The 20,037-nt window shown below is 69.4% G+C and carries 18 protein-coding genes; 8 read left to right on the top strand and 10 right to left on the bottom strand.

Annotation, left to right across the window (positions count from 1 at the left end; all coding sequences use genetic code 11):
* Positions 1 to 9: 9 nt before the first annotated feature.
* Positions 10 to 1,140, top strand: a complete 1,131-nt coding sequence (nagA, locus tag ACLQ6X_RS10190; RefSeq protein WP_411700053.1) for an N-acetylglucosamine-6-phosphate deacetylase — start codon at positions 10 to 12, stop codon at positions 1,138 to 1,140.
* Positions 1,141 to 1,405: 265 nt separating this feature from the next.
* Here nagA and ACLQ6X_RS10185 read toward each other — a convergent pair whose 3' ends face one another.
* The 8 genes from ACLQ6X_RS10185 to ACLQ6X_RS10150 form a co-directional block, all read right to left on the bottom strand.
* The gene (locus tag ACLQ6X_RS10185; RefSeq protein WP_411700052.1) at positions 1,406 to 2,182 is read right to left on the bottom strand and encodes a glucosamine-6-phosphate deaminase; all 777 of its coding nucleotides are present in this window, start codon (positions 2,180 to 2,182) and stop codon (positions 1,406 to 1,408) included.
* On the bottom strand, positions 2,170 to 3,084 hold the full coding sequence (locus ACLQ6X_RS10180; RefSeq protein ID WP_411700051.1) for an ROK family protein: 915 nt from the start codon (positions 3,082 to 3,084) through the stop codon (positions 2,170 to 2,172). The genes ACLQ6X_RS10185 and ACLQ6X_RS10180 overlap by 13 nt, the downstream gene beginning before the upstream one ends.
* Positions 3,081 to 4,469 (bottom strand): glycoside hydrolase family 3 protein, encoded by a 1,389-nt coding sequence (locus ACLQ6X_RS10175; protein WP_411700050.1) that lies wholly within the window; start codon positions 4,467 to 4,469, stop codon positions 3,081 to 3,083. Before ACLQ6X_RS10175 ends, ACLQ6X_RS10180 begins: the two co-directional genes overlap by 4 nt.
* Entirely contained in the window at positions 4,466 to 5,302 is an 837-nt protein-coding gene (locus ACLQ6X_RS10170; protein ID WP_411700049.1) for a carbohydrate ABC transporter permease, read from the bottom strand. Before ACLQ6X_RS10170 ends, ACLQ6X_RS10175 begins: the two co-directional genes overlap by 4 nt.
* A complete protein-coding gene (locus tag ACLQ6X_RS10165) occupies positions 5,299 to 6,207 on the bottom strand; it encodes a carbohydrate ABC transporter permease (protein WP_411700048.1) in 909 nt (302 codons plus the stop codon). Before ACLQ6X_RS10165 ends, ACLQ6X_RS10170 begins: the two co-directional genes overlap by 4 nt.
* Positions 6,208 to 6,356: 149 nt before the next feature.
* Positions 6,357 to 7,646 carry an extracellular solute-binding protein gene (locus tag ACLQ6X_RS10160; RefSeq protein ID WP_411700047.1) on the bottom strand — a complete coding sequence of 430 codons (1,290 nt, stop codon included), beginning with the start codon at positions 7,644 to 7,646 and terminating at the stop codon, positions 6,357 to 6,359.
* A 52-nt stretch (positions 7,647 to 7,698) separates the two neighbouring features.
* Entirely contained in the window at positions 7,699 to 8,880 is a 1,182-nt protein-coding gene (locus ACLQ6X_RS10155; protein ID WP_411700046.1) for an ROK family transcriptional regulator, read from the bottom strand.
* A gap of 250 nt (positions 8,881 to 9,130) precedes the next feature.
* Positions 9,131 to 12,754, bottom strand: a complete 3,624-nt coding sequence (locus tag ACLQ6X_RS10150) for a S8 family serine peptidase (protein WP_411700045.1) — start codon at positions 12,752 to 12,754, stop codon at positions 9,131 to 9,133.
* A gap of 232 nt (positions 12,755 to 12,986) precedes the next feature.
* On the opposite strand from ACLQ6X_RS10150, the gene ACLQ6X_RS10145 reads away from it, so the two are divergent.
* The 5 genes from ACLQ6X_RS10145 to ACLQ6X_RS10125 all read left to right on the top strand — a co-directional run bounded on the left by ACLQ6X_RS10145 (position 12,987) and on the right by ACLQ6X_RS10125 (position 16,992).
* Positions 12,987 to 13,457: an FMN-binding protein gene (locus tag ACLQ6X_RS10145; RefSeq protein ID WP_411700044.1), complete on the top strand. Its 471-nt coding sequence runs from the start codon at positions 12,987 to 12,989 to the stop codon at positions 13,455 to 13,457.
* Positions 13,339 to 14,307, top strand: coding sequence for an FAD:protein FMN transferase (locus ACLQ6X_RS10140; RefSeq protein ID WP_411700043.1), 969 nt, complete (start codon positions 13,339 to 13,341; stop codon positions 14,305 to 14,307). Before ACLQ6X_RS10145 ends, ACLQ6X_RS10140 begins: the two co-directional genes overlap by 119 nt.
* Positions 14,308 to 14,342: 35 nt before the next feature.
* On the top strand, positions 14,343 to 15,809 hold the full coding sequence (locus ACLQ6X_RS10135) for a ferredoxin--NADP reductase (protein WP_411700064.1): 1,467 nt from the start codon (positions 14,343 to 14,345) through the stop codon (positions 15,807 to 15,809).
* 143 nt (positions 15,810 to 15,952) lie between these two features.
* Positions 15,953 to 16,387 carry an Hsp20/alpha crystallin family protein gene (locus ACLQ6X_RS10130; protein WP_411700042.1) on the top strand — a complete coding sequence of 145 codons (435 nt, stop codon included), beginning with the start codon at positions 15,953 to 15,955 and terminating at the stop codon, positions 16,385 to 16,387.
* A 113-nt stretch (positions 16,388 to 16,500) separates the two neighbouring features.
* Positions 16,501 to 16,992, top strand: coding sequence for a hypothetical protein (locus tag ACLQ6X_RS10125; RefSeq protein WP_411700041.1), 492 nt, complete (start codon positions 16,501 to 16,503; stop codon positions 16,990 to 16,992).
* Between the two features lie 4 nt (positions 16,993 to 16,996).
* Here the strand turns inward: ACLQ6X_RS10125 and ACLQ6X_RS10120 are convergent, their stop codons facing one another.
* Entirely contained in the window at positions 16,997 to 17,686 is a 690-nt protein-coding gene (locus tag ACLQ6X_RS10120) for a ribonuclease H (RefSeq protein WP_411700040.1), read from the bottom strand.
* 113 nt (positions 17,687 to 17,799) lie between these two features.
* Here ACLQ6X_RS10120 and ACLQ6X_RS10115 point away from each other — a divergent pair, with 113 nt between their 5' ends.
* Positions 17,800 to 18,432: a DUF1345 domain-containing protein gene (locus ACLQ6X_RS10115; RefSeq protein ID WP_411700039.1), complete on the top strand. Its 633-nt coding sequence runs from the start codon at positions 17,800 to 17,802 to the stop codon at positions 18,430 to 18,432.
* 17 nt (positions 18,433 to 18,449) lie between these two features.
* On the opposite strand, the gene ACLQ6X_RS10110 is transcribed toward ACLQ6X_RS10115, so the two are convergent.
* Positions 18,450 to 19,034 carry a TetR/AcrR family transcriptional regulator gene (locus tag ACLQ6X_RS10110; RefSeq protein WP_411700038.1) on the bottom strand — a complete coding sequence of 195 codons (585 nt, stop codon included), beginning with the start codon at positions 19,032 to 19,034 and terminating at the stop codon, positions 18,450 to 18,452.
* Positions 19,035 to 19,107: 73 nt separating this feature from the next.
* On the opposite strand from ACLQ6X_RS10110, the gene ACLQ6X_RS10105 reads away from it, so the two are divergent.
* Positions 19,108 to 19,926, top strand: a complete 819-nt coding sequence (locus ACLQ6X_RS10105; protein WP_411700036.1) for an SDR family NAD(P)-dependent oxidoreductase — start codon at positions 19,108 to 19,110, stop codon at positions 19,924 to 19,926.
* Positions 19,927 to 20,037: the final 111 nt, after the last annotated feature.

Here is a 20,037-nt window from a genome sequence, read left to right as displayed (position 1 = left end):
GCTGAGCGCATGAGCACGCTTTTTGAACACGCCCGCAAGCTCGACGCGCACGGGCAGGTCGACGACTTCTGGATGCTCGTCGAGGGCGACACCATCCTGTCGACGGGGCACGGTGAGGGTCCGGATGCCGCGGCTCGCGTCGATGTCGGTGGGCACTGGCTCGTGCCCGGGTTCATGGACCTGCACGGCCACGGCGGCGGCGGCCACTCGTTCGACGACGGCACCCGCGAGATGGAGGCCGCGCTCGCGACCCATCGCGCCCACGGCACGACGCGCTCGGTGATCAGCCTCGTGGCGAACCCCCTCGCGAGCCTGCGCACCAGCCTGCGCGAGATCGCCGACGTCGCCGACGCCGACCCTCTCGTGCTCGGCTCGCACCTCGAGGGGCCCTACCTGGCGCAGAACCGGCGGGGCGCGCACAACGGCGAGTTCCTGCGCGATCCGGCACCCTACGAGCTCGAAGAACTGCTCGGCGCCGCGCGCGGCACCCTGCGCCAGCTCACGATCGCGCCCGAGCTGCCGAACGCCATGGAGGCTATCGACGTTCTCGTCGAGGCCGGCGTCGCCGTGGCGATCGGCCACACCGAGGCCACCTTCGAACAGTCGCGGGAGGCATTCGACCGCGGTGCCCGCATCGTGACCCACGTGTTCAACGCCATGCCCGGCATCCACCACCGCGCACCGGGACCGGTGATCGCGGCATTCGAAGACGAGCGCGTCTGCCTCGAGCTGATTCTGGACGGCGAGCACGTGCATCCGGATGTCGCGGCCATGGTCTTCGCGTCCGCTCCGGGTCGGGTCGCTCTCGTCACCGACGCCATGGCGGCGGCCGGTTCGCACGACGGGGACTACTCGCTCGGCTCGCTGACCGTTACCGTGCACCAGGGGATCGCCCGCCTGCGCGGCACGCCGACGATCGCCGGCTCCACCCTGACCCAGGACCAGGCGCTGCGGGTCGCTATCCAGCGCTCGGGTGTCGCGCCGACCCGCGCCGTCGAGGCGTTGACGCTCACGCCCGCGCGCGCGCTCAATCTGCAGCACCGGCACGGGCTGCTCGCCGCCGGGTTCGCCGCCGACGCGGTGCTGCTCGACCACGACTGGAACGTCACCGGCGTGTGGGCCGACGGCCGACGCCTCTAGCGCGCCGCCCTCCCGTACCAAATGCAGGAGATTCCGCGTCGAGTCACACGGTGACGCCGGTGCGCGGGCCTCGAGCCGGAAATCTCCTGCATTCGGTACCGGGCGGGGCGGGGTACGCGAGCGGGAGCGGGCTCCCGCGGGTGACCCGCGCCGGGGTGCGCGGGGCGCATCCGGTAGCGGGCGGCGACCCGAACTGCCACGAAGCGGGGTATCCGCCGCCGCGATACCCGGTTTTGTGACAAATCGCGGGCCGAACTGCAGCGGCCTACTCGAACCGCTCCCAGTCGAAGCGGTTCGTCCAGGCGTGGCGGTAGTAGTCGGCGTGCGCGAGGTGCACGGCCGCCGGCTCGTCGACGATGACGGTGACCTTCGGATGCAACTGCACCACCGACCCCGGAGTCGACGCCGAGACCGGCCCCTCCAGCGCTGCCGCCACCGCCTGGGCTTTCGCCGCGCCGAAGGCGAGCAGCACGAGGTGCCGCGCGCGGAGGATCGTGCCGAGGCCCTGCGTGATGCAGTGGGTCGGCACGTCGTCGACCGACGCGAAGAAGCGGGCGTTGTCGGCGCGGGTCTGCTCGGCGAGCGTCTTCACGCGGGTGAGCGAGGCGAGCGACGACCCGGGCTCGTTGAACCCGATGTGTCCCGTGCGTCCGATGCCGAGCACCTGCAGGTCGACGCCGCCGGCCGCGCGGATGTCCCGCTCGTACCGCTCGCCGGCCCCCGGCAGCGCCTCCCCGTCGTCGCCGGGCACGCGCACGAGCGCGGGTGTGAGCCCGAGCGGTTCGACGACCTCGCGCGTGATCACGGCGCGGTAGCTCTCGGGGTGCCCGGCGGGCAGCCCGACGTATTCGTCGAGTGCGAATCCGCGCACCCGCGACAGGTCGAGCCCGCGGGTCGCCAGCGCCGCCCACGTGGTGAGCGGGGTCGATCCGGTGGCGAGGCCGAGCACCGCGTCCGGCCGCGACGCCACGACGGCGGCGATCGCGGCGGCCGCTATCGAACCGGCCTCGTCCGCCGACGCGACGATGACTACTTCGGCCACGCGATGCCTCCCAGGTGTGCGGCGCCGAGCGCCGCGACGGGCGCGCCCTCGGGTAGCAGCCGCACCCGGTCGGCGATGCCCAGCGACCGGATGAACGGCGACTGCGCACCCCACTCGTCGAAGATCTCGCCGACGCCGCCCATGACCCGGTCGCCGAGACTGCTGATTCCGCCGCCGATCACGACGAGGTCGACGTCGACGGTGAGCACGAGGATGCGCACGGCGGCGGCCACGCCCTCGTACAGTCGCCGCCTGATCTCGAGCGCTTCGGTGTCGCCGGCGTCCGCCGCATCCAGAACCGCACTCACCGCGTTACCGTTTCCGCGGCCCCACTGGCGGGCGATCCCCGACCCCGAGGCGACGACCTCGAGTCCGCCGTGCTGCCCGTCGAGGTCGAGCGGCCCGGCCGGGTCGACGAGGATGTGGCCGATCTCGCCGGCTCCCCCGCGCGCCCCGCGCCACAGCTCGCCGCGCAGCACGAGGCCCGCGGCGAGGCCGGTTCCGAGGTTGAGATAACCCATGGATGCCGCGGCCGGCTGTTCGAAGAGGTGGAACGCCCCGAGAGCTGCGGCATTCACGTCGTTCTCGACGCGCACGGGGGTGCCGAGCCGCGCCGCCAGTTCGGCACCGAGCTGCAGGTGCTCGAGACCCAGGTTGATCGCGTGGGAGACCCGGCCGCTCGCCGCGTCCACCGCCCCGGGGATGCCGACGCCGATCGTGGCGAAGTCGGCCATGCGCAGGCCCGTCGCCGCGGCGAGGGACGTCGCCGCATCGACCGTGGAGGCGACCACGGGCTTCGGGCCGAAGCCGGTCGCGAGCCGCACGCTCTCGACGACGCTGCCGTCGTCGGCGACGGCCACGGCCTCGGTCTTCGTGCCGCCGATGTCGACGCCCATCCTCATGGTTGTTCTCCTTCGAGCCACACGGCGAGCGCTTCGCCGACGTGTCGTGATGCCCCGAACGTCGCGACGTCCGAGTAGTTCTGGGTCGGGTCGGGCCACCCCATGTCGACCACGACGGCCCCCGGGTGGGCGGCGCGCGCCGATTCGACGAGCTGGCGCACCCAGTCGTGCCGGTGGTTATTCTTGCCGACGAGAACGAGCTGCCCGTGAACGGCGGGCAACGGGTCGCCCTCGGCCAGGCGGGCGGAGACGGGCGGCCCCCACGGGGAGACGCCGACGGCGATGTTCGCCTCGGTCTCGAGCGCGACGACGGTGTGCTCGGGCGCGACGACGACGCCGGGCCGCACGGCGAACGCCGCGATCGCCCTGCTCGGCGGGAAGGCGGTGTCGGCGGAGGGGAACGACGCGGCACGCGCCAGCCGCGTGGCGAGTGCCACGTTGCGGTCTCCGGCCTCCCCCAGCCGTGAACCGTCGAGCCGCCCCGACTCGACGGCCGCGTCGAGGGCGTGCTCGATCTGCCCGAGCTGCTCGTCGGTGTTCCTCGTTCCGATGCAGAGCAGGTCGCACCCGGCGAAGATCGCCCGCACGGCCGCCTCGGCGATACCGATGTCGCCGCTCGCGCCCACCATGTCGAGGGCGTCGCTGACGATCACGCCGCGGAAGCCGAGGTCGCCGCGCAGCAGGTCGTGCAGCACCGCGCTCGAGAAGGTGGCCGGGTTCTCGGCGTCGATCTGCGGCAGCAGTATGTGCGAGCTCATCACCGTGCTCGCCCCCGCCGCGACGGACGCCTCGAACGGCAGCAGCTCGCGCGCCCGCAGCACGTCGAGCGGCAGGTCGACGACGGGCAGGGCGAGGTGGGAGTCCTGCGCCGTGTCGCCGTGGCCGGGAAAGTGCTTCGCGCTCACCGCGACTCCGGTCGCCTCGTGCGCGGCGACCCACGCCCCACTGTGCAGCGCGACGAGCTCCGGGTCGGTACCGAAACTGCGCACCCCGATCACGGGATTATCGGCGTTCGAATTGATGTCGACATCCGGGGCGAAATTGAGGTTCACCCCGACCGCCCGCAACTCGAGTCCGACCGCGGTCGCGACGCTCGCCGTGTAGTCGAGATCGTTGATGCGCCCGAGCAGGGCGTTGCCGGGGAAGGGCGCGCCCGTCGACTGGTAGAGCCGGGTGACGTCGCCGCCCTCCTCGTCGATCGCGATGAGCGCGTTCGGGTTGGCCGCCGTGATCGCGGCCGTCAGGGAGCGCAGCTGCTCGCGCGACTCGACGTTCTCGCCGAAGAGGCAGACGCCGGCGAGCCCGTCGCGCAGGCGGCTTTCGAGCCACGCGGGCAGGGTGGTGCCGACGAACCCGGGCAGGAGCACTCTCGACGCGAGCGTCATCCCTTCACCGCCCCGCTCACGAGACCCGACGTCAGCCGGCCCTGCACGATGAGGAAGAACACGATCACGGGCACCGCGACGAGCGTCGACGCGGCCATCACCTGCCCCCAGTCGGTCGCGCGCGTGGCGCTCGCCTGCACGAACCCGCGCAGCCAGAGCGGCAGCGTCTGCGCCGACTCGGAGGGCAGCAGCACGAGCGCCACGGTGAACTCGTTCCAGGCCTGGAGAAACGCGTAGACGCCGGATGCCACGAGCCCGGGTGCGAGCAACGGGAATGTTATGCGCATGAACGCACCGAACCGGCTGAGGCCGTCGACCATGGCGGCTTCCTCCAGGTCGGCCGGAACGCCCGCCACGAACCCGCGCAGCATCCAGATCGTGAACGGAACCACGGCCGCGATGTAGATGATGCTCACCCCGATGACCGAGTCGAGCAGGCCCGCGCCGGCGACCATCTTGTACTGCGCGATGAACAGCCCTTCGGCGGGCAGCATCTGCACGACGAGCACCGCGATGATGAAGCTCGTGCGCCCCCGGAAGCGGAATCGGCTGATCGCCACGGCGCCGAGGAACGCGAAGATGATGCAGAAGAACACCGCGATCAGGGTGATCGAGACGCTCATGCCGAGCGCCGCGAAGAACTCGCCGTCGGCCAGAGCCGACGCGAAGTTCGCGAACGAACCGCCGAACGGAACGAACGTCGGCACGAACGACTGCAGCGTCACGTTGGGCAGCAACGACGAGTTGACCATCCAGTAGACGGGGAAGACCCAGACGAGCGCGATGACGATCGCGAGCGCCCCGAGGAGGGTGCGTGCGGTGCGGGCTCTCATGACTCGTCCTCCTTGAGCAGGCTGCGGATGTAAAACCAGCTCAGCAGGATGGTGATCGCGAGCACGAGGATCGACACCGCCGATGCCATTCCGAAGTCTTGCGACTTGGTGCCGAGCTTGTAGATGTAGGTGCCGAGCAGGTCGAACTCGCTCGACTTCGACCCGGCGTCCTGCAGCATGGTGATCTGGGTGAACACGCGCAGGTCCCAGATGATCTGCAGCAGGAAGACGATCGCGATCACCGGCTTGATCATCGGCAGGATGATGCCGAAGAACCGCTGGCGGCCGTTCGCACCGTCGAGCGCCGCGGCCTCGAGCACCTCCTCGGAGACCTGGGTGAGTCCGGCGAACGAGGAGAAGGCCACGAAGGGCACCGACATCCAGATCACGATGACGCTCGCCACGATGAAGAACGTGGTGGGTGTCTCGAGCCAGTTGAAGCGGTTGATGTCGACGCCGGGGATCATGTCGAGCAGGTAGTTGACCGCACCCCGACGGCGGTCGAAGAGCCAGATCCACACGGTCATGGCGGCGACGACGGGCATCGACCACGCGAGCAGCAACGCGATCTGCAGGATGATCCGCGGCGCCCTGCCGACGGCGTTCATGAGCAGCGCGAAGAGCACGCCGATGGCGAGCGTGATGACGGCCGTCACGAGGCAGAAGGCGATCGATTTGGCGACGACCGTCCAGAACTGCGGGTCGGTGGCCAGCTCGACGTAGTTGTCGAACAGCACGAAGGGTGCCGGCTGGCCGAACTGCTGCTTGAGGCCGTACTCCTGCAACGAGGTGATGATCTGCCAGATGAGCGGATAGCCCATGCCGACGAGGAGGATGCCGATGGCGGGTATGAGAAGAAGGTACGGCGCGCGGTTCGTGCGTCGTCGGTCGACGGTGGCGGTCATGGGGGCTTCCTCCTTTCTTATAGGGCGGTCCCTGAGCGTGTCGAAGGGCGCGGTGGATCTGCTGGTTGAGTAGGCCGCCCGCGACCGTATCGAGACCGGGTTTCGATACGGTCGCTAGAGCGACCTACTCAACCGGCGGGAAAGGGTACCTACCCGTTGATCAGCTCGTCGATCTTCGCGTCGTACTCCTCGGCGAGCGCTTCGACGTCGCCGCCGCCGTTGACCTTGCCGAAGAACTCCTCGAGCAGTCCGGATCCCTCGACTGCAGCCCAACCGGCCGCCGCGGGGGTCAGCTTCGACTCGGCCGCCGACTCGATGAGGGCGGTAGCGAACTGGTCGTCGCCGAGCGACGACGCGTAGTCGAGGTTCGCCGGTCCGAGGCCGTTCTCGCCGAGCAGCGTCTGGTATTCCTCGGAGAAGATGATCTTCATCAGTTCCTTCGAGGCGTCCTGGTTCTTGCTCGCCGCCGAGATGGCGATGTTCGACCCGCCCGCGAAGACCGGGGCTACACCGCCGTCGATGCCGGGCAGCACGAAGGTGCCGAACACGGCGTCGTTCCAGGTCGCCACCGACTTGGTGGCGTCTTCGGGGTCGGGTGCCAGGTCGCCGATCGACCAGTGCGCCCAGCCGGGTGCGATGATCGTCGCCGCCTCGGGTGCGCCCGTGGTCTCGTTGTTGTTGATGTTGACCCACGGGGTGCTGTCGGCCTCGGTGACCGGCGCGAGCGAGGCGTCGGCGAACAGTGTCTGCAGCTGGGTCAGGCCCTCGACGGTCTTCGGGTCGGAGAGGCTCGACGCCCACTCGTCGCCGTCTTTCACCGCGAGCTCCCCGCCGTTGGCGAACACCCACGAGACGCCGTTGCGCCAGTCTTCGCCGCCGATGTAGAAGCCGCTCTGGCTGTCGGTCTTCAGCGCGGCCGCCGCCTCGTTGAACTCAGCGAGCGTGGCCGGCACCGTGATGCCCGCCTTCTCCCACACGTCTTTGCGGTAGAACATGTAGCGCGATCCGAAGTAGTACGGCAGGGCGAACTGGGCGTCGTCGACCGAACCGACTTCGACGAACGACGGAAGCAGCTTGTCGCCGCCGAGCTCCTCGTACATGTCGCTCAGGTCGGTGAAGGCGCCCGCGTTGGTGAACGTCGGGGCCCAGGTGTTGCCGATCTCGACGACATCGGGGGTATTCTCGGCATCAGGCAGTGCCGTGGTCAGCTTTGCGAGAGCATCGCTCCACGACTGCTCTTCAATGGTAAGAGTGCCCCCGGTCGCGTCTGCGTACTCTGTCTCAAGGAAGTCGCGCAGCTCGTCCGGGGTGTCACCGCCGTTCACCCAGAGTGTGATGTCTGTGCCGCCCGAATCGGCGGGTGCGTCGTTCGACGAACACCCCGCCAGGATGAGAGCTGCGGCGGTGGCTGCTGCGACCGCTGCGATCCTTTTCTTCATCTCGTACTCCCTTGTTTGTGCATGGATGGTGCTGTGTGGATTCCCGGTGTCCCTACGAGACCCCGAGTTGGCCGGAGAGCACCATGACGGCGGCGCCGCGCATAACGATGTCCTCTCCGAGAGTTGTCATCCGCAGCGTCAGATCGCCGTGGAATTCGGCCATCGTTCGCGCCCGGAGCGTCTCGATAACCGCTTCGGCGAGCGGTCCGTCGAGCAGGTCGGTCGGTCCGCTCAGCACGACTTCGCTGAGGTTCAGGGCGCCGACCACCGGGGCCAGGGCGATTCCGAGGCGTTGGCCCGCGGCGCGCAGCACGGCGATTTTGTCTTCTGATGTCGCGGCCAACGCCAGCGCAGCGTCGAGCCTCGGCGTCGCCAGCCAGGTCTCTAGGCACCCGTGTTTGCCGCAGGCGCACTCGGCGCCGCCGTCGGTGCCTACCACGACGTGACCGATTTCGCCGGCCGCAAACCGGCTGCCGAAGAGCGGGCTGCCGCCGAGCAGCAGGCCGGCGCCCACACCGTGCCCGACCTTGACGACCATCATGTCGCTCTCGGCGCCACCGAAGCTGTGCTCGGCGAGCGCCGCCGCATTGGCGTCGTTGATCACGACGACGGGCAGGCAGTAGCGCTCGGCCAGCACGTCGTGCAGCGGCTCGGCGACCCAGCCGAGGTTGGGCGCGCTGAGCACCACGCCGGCGAGGTCGACGATGCCGGGCGACCCGACGCCGATACCCAGCACGGGTAGCGTGGCCGCGTCGACGAGCGACCCCACCAGCGCGACGACTTTCGCCGTGGCATCCGCCCCCGTGTTCGAATCGAGGGGCACTTCCGCCCGCGAGATCACCCGGCCGCGCAGGTCGAGTACGGCGCCGCGGAAGGTGGCTGCCTCGCTCAGGTCGATCCCGATGATCTGGAAGGCGATCCCGTTGAGCTCGAGCAGCGTGGCCGGCTTGCCGGGGCGGGCGTCTTCGCGCTGGCCCATCTCGAGCACGAGGCCCTCGACGAGCAGTTCAGCGACCAGGTCGGAGATCGTGACCCGGGTGAGGCCCGTCTCGCGGGCGATGTCGGCGCGGCTCTTCTGGCCGCCGGCGTAGAGCGCCTGCAGCACGAGGGAGCGGTTGTGGCCACGGGCGTGCTCCGGCAGAACCTTGCCGCTCGGCCGCAGCGCGCGGCTGCTGGCGAAGCCGTGACCCCGTTGGCTCGCGGGGGGAGATTTCTGCGTGGTCAACGACTCCATACTTTCTTCGGCGTAAGAACGGGTTCCGGCAACCCGGTGGGGGGTGCCGTGTTTGTTAGTGAACCTTACGAACCCCGGTCGCCGCAAGACTTTCGACAGATTCGTTAGGACTGTTTACAAATCCGTTACATCCGGAAACCGCCCCGAATTGTGCGGGTGGAGCGGGCGCGAAAAAGGCCCGCTCCGGTGGGCGGCGCGAACTGGGAATCGCGCCGTCCGCCGGAGCGGGGATCTCTACCGACCGTGCTGCCTAGAAGACGATCCAGACGACGGTGCTCGAACTCTTCGAGCCGGTGACCGAATCACTACCGCTGTAGCTGGCCTTCACCGTATGGAAGCCCGCCTTGAGCTTCGGCAGCGTGTAGGTGACGCGGCCGTTGTCGTCGGCGTCGAGCGCCACATCGACGGCCTTGCCGTTCACCGTCACGGTCACGGTTCCGGTGGGCGGTGCGGATGATCCGCTCGCCACCGTGACCGTCGCGGTGACCTTCTGCCACGAGAACCCGACGTGCCGGTTGAGCGACAGCGTCGTTGTGGAGGCGAAGGGCACGGTGACCGCGGCCGAGGTCGCCGTCGCCGAGGGCAGACCCTCGGCCGTGGCGGTCACGACGACGGTGATGGCCTTGCCCTGGTCGGCGGAACGCACCCGGTATGTCGAGCCGGTCGCGCCGGCGATGTCCACGCCGTCGGCCTGCCACTGGTAGGCGAAGGTGAGGCCCTCGGTGTCCCAGTCGCCGGGGGTGGCGGTGAGCGTCTTCCCCACGGCGGGCGTGCCGGTCACGGTCGGCGGTGCCGTGTTGACCGGCGCCTCCGGGTCGGGAACCTCGGCATCGCCGGTCGCCACCTGCACGACCGTGGCCGCGCCCGTGTCGCCGTAAGTCACGACTCCGACGTAGGTGGACGTCGGCTCGAGACCCGCCCACGACGCGGTGTAGGTCGACGGGACGCCCTGCTGGCCGGCGATCACCGGCGGGTCGAGCGTCAGCGCTGCACCACCCGGCACGACCGAGGTGACCGTCAGGTCCCACGCGGTCGACGGGTTCGCCGAGAAGACACTGGCGATCACTCGGTAGGTTCCGGCCTCGGGAGCCTCGAGGTCGACGCGTTCGTCGGCCGCGCCGGTTGCCGACTGCCAGCCGGCGACGGGCTCTCCGGCCGCGTTCAGCCGGTAGACCACGAGGTCGAGGTCGGACAGGTCGTCGACGGCGTCAAGGTCGAACCGGGCCAGTTCGGCACCCTCGGGCACCGCGACCTCGTAGACGACCTCGTCGTTCTTGACTCCCGAGCCCGAGTGGCCGGGAGCGGTGCCCGTCGGGTCGGCGAGCAGCGCACCCCGGCTGAGTCCGCTCGTCGCGAGCGGGATGTCGCCGGTGCCGCCGGGCGTCACGGTCACGTCGACCGAACCGGTGACCCCGGTGCCCTCGACATCCGTAGGGGCCACGATCGTCGCCGGGCGCACCGCGATCGGACTGCGCACCGTCGTGTCACCGGAGGTCCAGGTGAGCGCACCCGACGTGAACTCGTCCAGCGGTGCATCCGTTCTCGACAGCGTCACCGTGAACGACTTCTTCTCCCCCGCCGCGCCGAAACTCAACACGGAGGGTTCGACGACGGCGGTGATGCCGGCGAGGCCCTCGATCGACGCGGTGAAATCGCCGGCCTGGGTGGATGTCACGGTGCGGGTGATCGTCTCGGGGGCGGTGAGCGTTCCGATCGCGATCGACGCGAGGTTGAGGTTGCTCGGGTCGACGGGCTCGACGCCGTAGTCGTAACCGATGGCCTGCAGGTAGGCGGCCCAGTCGCTCGGACCGTTCAGGTAGAGCAGGCCCGGCTCGAAGTACCGGGTCGGATCGACGTGTCCCGCACCCTGCGCGAACGGGTCGGTGATCTCGGCGCCCTCCCCGTCGACCGTGTTGTACGCGGTCGTCATCATGGCCGATTTGATCTCGGCCGGGCTAGCGTTGGGCCGCTCCCCCAGGTAGAGGGCCGCCGCGCCGGCGATGTGGGGGCTCGACATCGACGTGCCGCTGAGGAACTCGAAGGTGGGCGTCGCGCCCTCCTGGTTCGGTCCGGCGGCCAGGATCGCGACCCCGGGAGCCGTGATGTCGGGCTTCAGGATGTCGCTGCCGTCGGCCAACACCGGACCGCGCGACGAGAACCCGGCGAGCGCCGGCGTCGGCGGCTCGTAGCTCGTGGTGTTGCCGTTGCTCAGCGTGACGGTGGCGCCCGGGGTGGCCGCGTAGGCCACGATCGGTGCTCGGAAGCGCGCGTCGACGTGCACCGAGGGGATGGTGTGGGCGTCGGGGTCGATCGAGCTCGGCGTCGGGTTGGTGAGGACCATGCCGATGCCTCCCACGCGGGCGACCTCGGCCGACTTGGCCGTGCGGTCGATGACGCCGCGGTCGCACACCACGACCGACTGCGCGGGCACGAGTGCCGGGTCGAGACTGCCGGGGGCGCACAGGTTGGCCTGGGCGCCCGCCGGGCCGGCGGCGGCGACGGCGGTCGAGTTGACGAGGCCGCCGGTGACCGGGTCGGTCACCGTGATGCTCGCGCCCACGAACGCCTGTCCGTCGCCGAGGGTGACGGTGCCGTAGTAGCTCGGAATCGTGCTCGCGGCCACGGTCGTGATCCACGGCGAGGCGTTGTCGAGGGTGGAGGCACCCGGGCCGGAGTTGCCGGCAGAGGCCGCCACGAAGATGCCCGCCGCGGCAGCGCCGAGGAACGCGTCATCCGTCGCCGAGTACGTGGTCTCGGCCGCGCCGCCGCCGATGGAGAAGTTGAGAACGTCGACCCCGTCAAGCACCGCCTGGTTGATCGCGGCGAGCATGTCGGTCGTCGTGCAGCCGTCGTCGGTGGTCGCGCCGTCGTCCGGTCCCGACCAGCACACCTTGTAGGCCGCGATCTTGGCGGCGGGAGCCACACCCGAGATGGTGCCGAAGTCGCGGCCGAGAACGTCGGCCTCGGTGCCGAAGTTGCCGACGGCGGTCGAGCCGGTGTGCGAACCGTGACCGTCGCCGTCGCGCGGCGAGACGAACTCGCCGGTGCCGGTGATGGCGTCGCCGAGGTTGGCCTCGCCGAAACCGGCAACGAAGTAGCGCGCGCCCACGATCTTGGTGCTGCAGTCGTCGACGCCGAACTGCTCGCCGGTCTCGCAGGTGCCGGTGAAGGTGTTGCCGTCGCCCTTGACGAAGCTGATCGCGTTGTCACCAGACAGGTACGGCTCGGCCCCGGCGGTCGTGCCGAGCGGCTCGCCCGCGAAGGCGGGGTTCTCGGGCGCGATGCCGGTGTCGAGGACGCCGACCACGACGCCCGCGCCCGCCTTCTCCGCGCCGCCGACCGCGGCCCACACTCCGTCGTCACCCTCGAGGCCGAGGAACTCGGTCGACGGGGTCGCGGTGATGTGCTTGAGCTCGTCGGGGGTGACCGCGACGACGTTCTTGTTCGCGGCGAGCTTCGCCGCCTGCGCCGCCGTCAGTTCGGCACTGAACGCGTTCAGCGCCATCGTGTACGAGTAGTCGATGTCGGCGCCCACCTCGGCGGCGACATCCTTCTGCTTGGTCTCGAGGTAGTCGCCGTAGTTCTGGGCGGGCGCCTTTCGGGCGTTGAGCTGGTCGCCCGCGTCGGGGGCGGTCGCCTCGAAGCCCGAGATGCCGCCCTCGTAGGTGGCGACCGCGTTGCCGGCCAGGGTGACGATGTACCGGCCCGGTTCGAACGCGGTCTGACCCGCTCCGCCCGGCGCGACCGGGGCGGCGGACGCCCCCGCTGCGGAACCCACGACGAGTGCCGAGGCCAGGAGCCCCGTCGTCGCGATCGTGGAGAGTATCTGGCGGATGGACGGGGTGGCCTGACGGCCGCGGGGCGGATTGCTCACAGGTGAAATCCTTCTTAACAAGAGTGGACACGTATGAGGCAGTCGGGCCTGCGCACTCGCTCACCCTAACTGGGAAAACCACCCCCGAATAGGGGCGAAATGAGAATTTCATATTTCGGGTTCCTGAGCATGCGCTGGCTTTTGTGCTTTCACATAGCCAATTCATCAGCCCCACAGACATGCTTGAAGCGACAACTTATCTGTCGACGAAAGCCACGCAGAAAGCAGAAACATGAACACGCAACGCGCAAAGTACCCGTTCGCCATCCTCACCGGACTGACGCTCGTGGGAGCCCTCGCCGGTTGCAGTACCGCCGCCGACGGCGACACCACCACCGATTCCGGCACCGGCACCACCGAGTCGACGACCGCGCCCGACACGGCCGACGGTGCGACCACGACCGGCAGCTACACCGACGGCGAATACACCGAGAGCGCCGAGTACCAGTCGCCCAACGGCACCGAGGAGGTCACCGTGACGGTCACCCTGGCCGACGGGGTGATCACCGCCGTCGAGTCCGTGGGCGACGGCGACAACCCCAACTCGAAGCGCTACCAGACCGAGTTCGCCGACGGCATCGCCGATGTCGTGGTCGGGAAGAACATCGACGACATCTCCGTCGACAAGGTGGCCGGTTCGTCGCTCACGAGCGACGGTTTCAACGCGGCCATCGAGAAGATCAAGGCCGACGCTGCCAGCTAGCCACCGCTTCGACGCGATCGGTACGCGGTGGCAGATCGACACTGTCGATCCGCTACCCGCCGATCTCGTCGAGCAGATCGCCGCCCGCGTCGAGGCATTCGACCGCACCTACTCGCGCTTCCGCGACGACTCGCTCGTCTCCGCGATCGCGAGAACCCCGGGCAGCTACCCATTCCCCGACGACGCGGCCGAGCTGTTCGAGCTCTACCGCCGCCTGTACGAGGCGACGGATGCCGCCGTCAGCCCGCTCGTCGGCCGCACCCTGGAGACGATGGGCTACGACCGCGGCTACAGCCTGCGGGCGCTCGAACACCGCGCGCCGGTTCCCCGCTGGGAGGACTCGATCGCCTGGAGCGACGGGACGCTCACCGCACTGCGCCCGCTGGTGCTCGACGTGGGGGCCGCCGGCAAGGGCTACCTCGTCGACATCGTAGGGCGTCTTCTGCGGGCCGCGGGCGTCGACGAGTTCGTGGTCGACGCGAGCGGCGACATCGTGCACGCCGGCGCCGACCCGATCCGGGTGGCGCTCGAGCATCCGCTCGACCCCACGAAGGCCGTCGGCGTGGTCGAGCTGGCGAACGGCTCGCTCTGCGCCTCGGCCTCGAACCGACGAGCGTGGGGCGACGGCCTGCACCACATCATCGACGCCACCACCGGCCTTCCCGCCGACCGCGTGATCGCGACCTGGGCCATGGCGAAGACCGGCCTCGAGGCGGACGGCCTCGCCACCGCGCTCTTCCTCGCCGAGCCGGCCCGGCTCGCGCAGACCTTCGACTTCGATTTCGTGCGCGTGTTCGCCACCGGACGGATCGAACGTTCCACCCACCTGAATGGAGAACTTTTCGTATGAGACGCTGGCTGGATAGGGTCACGGGCCGCGTGACCATGTACCGACTCGTGCTGATCGCCCTGATGGTCGTCGCCGCTGCCGCGGTGCTGCTCTCGCTCGTCGGCCAGCTCGCGTTCCCGGTCACCGACCTGCTCGCGACGGGAGCCGTCGCGGTCGCCGCGAGCTTCGCGTCGAGTTGGCTCTTCGCACTGGTATTCCGCACGAAGGCGCACCCGGAGTCGTCGCTCATCACCGGCTTCCTGCTGTTCTTCCTGTTCTACCCCAGCACCGCACTGTCCGACCTGTCGAGTGTCGCCCTGGCGGCAGCGATCGCGAGCGCGTCGAAGTACCTCTTCGCCATCCGCGCGCGGCACATCTTCAACCCGGCAGCGATCGGCGCCTTCGTCGTCTCGCTGCTGGGGCTCAACTTCGCCGTCTGGTGGGTGGCCACGGGCCTGCTGCTGCCGCTCACCGCGATCGGCGCCCTTCTTGTGCTCTACCGCTCCCGCCGGCTCCCCGTCGGCCTGACCTTCGTCACCATCGCCGCCGTGCTCGTCACGGTGCGCCTCGTCTCGTCGGGTCAGGACGTGGGTGACGCCGTCGTCTCGGCCTTCACCCAGTTCCCCATCGTCTTCCTCGCGGGGTTTATGCTCAGCGAGCCGCTGACCCTGCCCCCGCGCCGCTGGCAGCAGCTCACCGTGGCGGCGGTCGTGGCCGTCGTGTTCTCGACCGTGTTCAGTCTCGGCCCGATCACCAACACCCCCGAGCTGGCCCTGTTGGTCGGTAACGTCGTCGCTTTCGCCTTCGGCCAGCGCCGCGGCATCCGTCTCACCTATCTGGGCAAACGCAGGCTCACTCCCAGCTCGTGGGAACTCTCGTTCCAGCCCGCCGGGGCCGTGCGCTTCACCCCCGGGCAGTATCTGGAACTCAGCGTGCCGCACCGGGCCGACTTCCGCGGCAGCCGGCGCATCTTCAGCATCTCCTCCGCTCCGACGACGGATGGCCCGCTGACGGTCGCGCTGAGCGTTCCCGACAGGCCGTCGAGTTTCAAGCGTGCGTTCCTCGCGCTCGAGCCGGGGGCGCGCGTGATGGCGACCGGCATCGGCGGCGACTTCCTCCTGCCCCGCGACAAGGCCACGCCCGTGGTGCTGCTCGCCGGCGGGATCGGCATCACCCCGTTCGCCAGTCAGCTCGCGCACGACCACGAGGCCGGGCACGACCGCGACGTCGTGGTCGTGTACGCCGTGCGCGACAACGCCGAGCTCGGGTACGCCGACCTGCTCGAGAAGTCACGGGTGCCGGTGGTGCTGGTAAGCCCCGAGCACCCCGACGATCTGCCCGAGAACTGGGTCTGGGCGGGTGTCGGACGCATCACACCCGACCTGCTGCGAGCGGCCGTTCCCGACCTGGCCGCACGTCGCGCCTTCGTCTCGGGTCCCCCCGGGATGGTGGCCGACCTCCGCGCCGCGCTGAAGAAGATCGGCGTCAGGAAGGTCTCTGCGGACTACTTCTCCGGGTACTGAGTCGTCGCAGAATTCCGGTGGAATCGTCTTGGCACTCTCGGCGGTCGAGTGCTAATATTTCTGTTGTTGAGTCACCACGACTCAACTTCTAAACGACAGTTACAGCCGCCCCAGCGGCGGCCGACGTTAGGGAGTTGACAACGATGGCAGTATTCTTCGATCCGTTCCGCGAGCTCGACCGAGTCGCAGCCAACCTGCTCGACACGACGCAGGGGCCTCGGCTGATGCCGATCGACCTCTACCGCGACGGCGACCACTACATTCTCAACGCCGACCTTCCCGGCATCGACCCGGGAACCGTCGACGTCGACGTAGACGGCCAGCTGCTCACCATCCGTGCCGAGCGCACCGTGCGCGGCCACGAGGGCGTCAAGTGGCTCGCCCAGGAGCGCCCGAGCGGCTCGTTCCTGCGCCAGTTCACCCTCGGCGAGGGCATCGACGGCGAGAAGATCAGCGCAAACTACGACAACGGTGTGTTGAGCGTCATGATCCCGGTCACCGAGCGGGCGCGCCCGCGCAAGATCTCGGTCACCGCGAGCGGCGCCGCCAAGAAGCAGGAGAGCATCTCCGCGGAGTAGCCGCCGTCGGGAGGGGTGGGCCGAGGCCCCGCCCCTCCCCTTTTTCGTGTGCCCCGTTTGGGGGAGCTGCCCCGTGCCGATAGGTTGGTCGAACAACCAATCAGGGGAGAATCTTGCGCACATCACGCCGCACCATCGCCAGCACGCTCACGGGCCTCGCCTTCGCGAGCCTGCTTCTCGCCGGTTGCGCCACCGGCGGATCCGACGCAGAAACCTCCGGCTCCGGGTCGGGCTCCTCGGGTGGTGGCAATTCGGGCGCTGCCGAGTCGAGCCAGACCACCGAAGAGGCCTGCTCGGTAGTGAAGAGCGGGGTCGAAGCCACCTACGCAGACCTAGAAGCCAGCCTTGGCGACATACAGTCGGACCCAGACAAGGCAGCCGCCGCCGTCGGAGCGCTCGGTGATGCGTTCGAAAAGTCCGCGTCGCAAGTAACGAACGAGGATGTACGAGCTACTGTCGACGACATAGTCGGGGCGCTCGATGGCTTCAGCGAACAGGTGAGAGTCCTCGCCGAGGCCCCGGAGACGGTAGACCAGGCTGCGGTCACTGCTGCATCGACGGAATTGCAGGAGGGGTTCGCCAAGCTCGGCACCACCTGCCCGTAGGCACCTAGCCGAGCAGTTCGGCGAGCGCCTGTTCGACGCTGACTCCCCTGCGGGAGGCGGTGGCGAGCAGGCGTTCGTGCTGTGCCGGGGTGAGCCGGGCGGTGACCTCGACGAACTCCGCCGGTCCCCCGGCGGGCTCGTCGAAATCGAACAGGGACGGCGCTGACGCGGGAGCCGCATCGGCGTCGGGCGTCCACGAGACGACGGGAGCCGCGACATCCGCATCGCCTTCGCGCGTGAAGCCCGGCCCCGCGGGAACGGGACGTCCGCGCATAAACGCCTCGGATGCCGCCCTCGCGCGGGCATCGGCCGCCTCGTTGAGCGGGTGGTTGGCGTGTCCCTTCACCCACTCGAAACGGTAGGTGCGACCCACGAGGGCCGCGTCGATCTCCTTGAGCAGTTCGACGTTCATCACGGGCTTGCCGTCGGCTTTGCGCCAGCCCTTCTTCTTCCAGCCGGGCATCCACTTGGTGACGCAGTTGATCACGTACTGGCTGTCGCAGAGGATGAGCAGGTCGTCGTCGAGGTGCGCGGTGGCGCGGAAGAACTGCAGCACCGCCATGAGCTCGCCCTGGTTGTTGGTGGCGTGCTTCCAGCCGCCGGCGGCCCAGCTCGAGTCGTCGACGTACCAGGCCCATCCTGCCGGGCCGGGGTTGCCGAGGGCGGAACCGTCTGCAGCGGCGCGGATAGTCATGGGTGTGCCTCTCGAAAGCGGTGGGGCAAGCTTTCGACCTTCGCCGGCACCGGGAAGGTCGGTTCTTTGCCCCTCAACACTAGGCGGGCCGTCGCCAGTGGTGTAATCAGAGCATGATCCGTCGTCACGTCACCGCCGCCCGCTTCGCCGAGATGCTCGCCGTCGGCGTGCTCGCCGGCCTGGCCGCCGGTGCGGCCGGCTGGTGGGAGTACGCGCCGACTGTGGGCTGGGCGGCCGCCGCGCTCACCTACTCGTCACGGGTGTGGCTGCACGTCGGCACCTTCGATGCCGCCGCCACCCGCGAACACGCGAGCCGCGAAGACCCCGAACGCGCGGTCACCGACGTGCTCATCCTGATGATCAGTGTGGCCAGCCTGTTCGCCGTAGGGTTCGTGCTCGTGCAGGCGTCGATGGCGCACGGCGCCGAGCAGGTCGCGCGGGCCGCCCTCGCGGTGGCGAGCGTCGCCCTGTCGTGGATTCTGCTGCACACCCTCTACGCGCTGCGGTACGCCCGGCTGTACTACGCGAACTCGGGAGGCATCTCGTTCAACCAGGACGAACCGCCGCGCTACACCGATTTCGCGTACCTCGCCTTCACGCTCGGCATGACCTACCAGGTGTCGGACACGAACATCGGCCGGTCGGATATCCGCCGGGCGGCGCTGGGCCACGCGCTGCTGTCGTTCCTGTTCGGCTCGTTCGTGCTCGCCACGACGATCAACCTGATCGCCGGGCTGTCGGGCTAGGTGCGCCCGGCCGCGCGCTAGGCGCGGATCGTCGCGATCGCGTCGTCGAAGAGCCGCACCGGGTCGAGGGTGCCGCCCGACTCGTACCAGGCGTCGACGGCCGCGTCGAGACACGCGAGGGCGGCGGCCACGAGGGCTCGCGCGCGCGGGTCCGGGTGCGGCGTCTCGGGCAGGCCCAGCCGACGCTGCACATCGGGCGCGAGCAGCTCTTGCCAGCGCAGGTGCTTCTCGAGATGCCGTGCCCGCAGCGAGGGAGCGTCGTGATACAGCCGGGCGAGCGACAACTCGTCGGCGTTCGGCAGGCCGTCGGTCTGCAGCACCATAAACGCACCGCGCAGGGCGGTCCACGCGGACTCGTCTGCCGGCCGCGCCTCGAGGGCGACCCGAACGCGTTCACCCAGCGCGACGGTGTCGCCGAGTACGAGGTCTTCTTTACTGCCGAAGTAGTGGAAGAACGAGCGACGGGAGATGCCCGCCTCGCGCGCGATCTGGTCGACCGTCGTCGCGTCGAAGCCGTTCTCGGCGAAGAGGCGCATCGCGGTAGCCGTGATCTCCGCGTGCACGGCTCGACGCGTGCGCTCGCGAAGGGTGGGAACGGCCATGTGCCCAGCGTAGCGGAATTGCCCTCGACGCAACTCCTTGCACCCGGTGCAAGGCTCTGCGTATAGTGCAGACATGACAGAAATCGACTTCGCCCACCAGACCACCATCGTCACCGGCGCCAGCTCGGGTATCGGCGCCGCCTTCGCCACCGAACTCGCCCGCCGCGGCTCCGACCTCGTGATCGTAGCCCGGCGGCTCGACCGCCTGCAGACCCTCGCGTCCGAACTCGAATCGGCCCATGGCATCCGGGTCACCCCGATCGCTCTCGACCTCAGCGCTCCCCGCGCGGGCCGCACCCTCGCCGACGAGATCGCCACCCGCGGACTCTCGATCACGGGCCTCGTGAACAACGCGGGATTCGGAACTGACGGCCCGTTCCACGAGGAAGACCCGGAGCGCCTGACCGACGAGATCAATGTGGATGTCACGAACCTCGTCGACATCACGCGGGCGTTCATCGAGCCGCTGCGCTCGGCGGGAACCGGCATCCTCGTCAACGTCGCGAGCCTCGCCGCCTACGCGCCGAGCCCGGGTATGGCCGTCTACGCGGCCTGCAAAGCCTTCGTGCTCAGCTTCACCGAGGCGCTCTGGTTCGAGTCGCGGGAGACGGGCCTGCGCGTGCTGTGCCTCTCCCCGGGGCTCACCCGCACGGAATTCTTCGACGGGCTGGCGGGCGGCGCCTACAACGGAAACTACGAGACTCCCGAGCAGGTGGTGCAGACTGCGTTCCGCGTGCTCGACGCCGGCGGCCGCCGCCCGAGCGTGCTGTCGGGCCGGATGAACTCGCTCACCGCCGGCATCACGCGCTTCACGAGCCGCAAGCGCGCCGTCATCCTGAGCGGTGTGATCAGCGCGCGCGCCGCCGGCCGCGAGGCGGCGAAGACCCGCTAGTCGCGGCCGCGGGCTAGTGGCGGTCACGAGAGTGCAGTTGTGGCGGGTGCTCGCGCGGCCACACTGTGCGCAAGTGCACTATCGCGGCGCGGGGCGGGCGCGGGGCCGGGG

The sequence above is a fragment of the Conyzicola sp. genome (assembly GCF_046714715.1).
GTDB lineage: Bacteria > Actinomycetota > Actinomycetes > Actinomycetales > Microbacteriaceae > Conyzicola.
This window is presented reverse-complemented; position numbering and strand designations above follow the sequence as displayed.

What these genes read in the sequence shown, in the direction of transcription:
- ACLQ6X_RS10155 (WP_411700046.1), bottom strand. Translation starts at nt 8,880, where the DNA reads ATGGAGTCGTTGACCACGCAGAAATCTCCCCCCGCGAGCCAACGGGGT.
- ACLQ6X_RS10130 (WP_411700042.1), top strand. Translation starts at nt 15,953, where the DNA reads ATGGCAGTATTCTTCGATCCGTTCCGCGAGCTCGACCGAGTCGCAGCC.
- ACLQ6X_RS10180 (WP_411700051.1), bottom strand. Translation starts at nt 3,084, where the DNA reads ATGAGGATGGGCGTCGACATCGGCGGCACGAAGACCGAGGCCGTGGCC.
- ACLQ6X_RS10175 (WP_411700050.1), bottom strand. Translation starts at nt 4,469, where the DNA reads ATGACGCTCGCGTCGAGAGTGCTCCTGCCCGGGTTCGTCGGCACCACC.
- ACLQ6X_RS10120 (WP_411700040.1), bottom strand. Translation starts at nt 17,686, where the DNA reads ATGACTATCCGCGCCGCTGCAGACGGTTCCGCCCTCGGCAACCCCGGC.
- ACLQ6X_RS10105 (WP_411700036.1), top strand. Translation starts at nt 19,108, where the DNA reads ATGACAGAAATCGACTTCGCCCACCAGACCACCATCGTCACCGGCGCC.
- ACLQ6X_RS10110 (WP_411700038.1), bottom strand. Translation starts at nt 19,034, where the DNA reads ATGGCCGTTCCCACCCTTCGCGAGCGCACGCGTCGAGCCGTGCACGCG.
- ACLQ6X_RS10160 (WP_411700047.1), bottom strand. Translation starts at nt 7,646, where the DNA reads ATGAAGAAAAGGATCGCAGCGGTCGCAGCAGCCACCGCCGCAGCTCTC.
- ACLQ6X_RS10165 (WP_411700048.1), bottom strand. Translation starts at nt 6,207, where the DNA reads ATGACCGCCACCGTCGACCGACGACGCACGAACCGCGCGCCGTACCTT.
- ACLQ6X_RS10135 (WP_411700064.1), top strand. Translation starts at nt 14,343, where the DNA reads ATGTACCGACTCGTGCTGATCGCCCTGATGGTCGTCGCCGCTGCCGCG.
- ACLQ6X_RS10115 (WP_411700039.1), top strand. Translation starts at nt 17,800, where the DNA reads ATGATCCGTCGTCACGTCACCGCCGCCCGCTTCGCCGAGATGCTCGCC.
- nagA (WP_411700053.1), top strand. Translation starts at nt 10, where the DNA reads ATGAGCACGCTTTTTGAACACGCCCGCAAGCTCGACGCGCACGGGCAG.
- ACLQ6X_RS10145 (WP_411700044.1), top strand. Translation starts at nt 12,987, where the DNA reads ATGAACACGCAACGCGCAAAGTACCCGTTCGCCATCCTCACCGGACTG.
- ACLQ6X_RS10170 (WP_411700049.1), bottom strand. Translation starts at nt 5,302, where the DNA reads ATGAGAGCCCGCACCGCACGCACCCTCCTCGGGGCGCTCGCGATCGTC.
- ACLQ6X_RS10140 (WP_411700043.1), top strand. Translation starts at nt 13,339, where the DNA reads ATGTCGTGGTCGGGAAGAACATCGACGACATCTCCGTCGACAAGGTGG.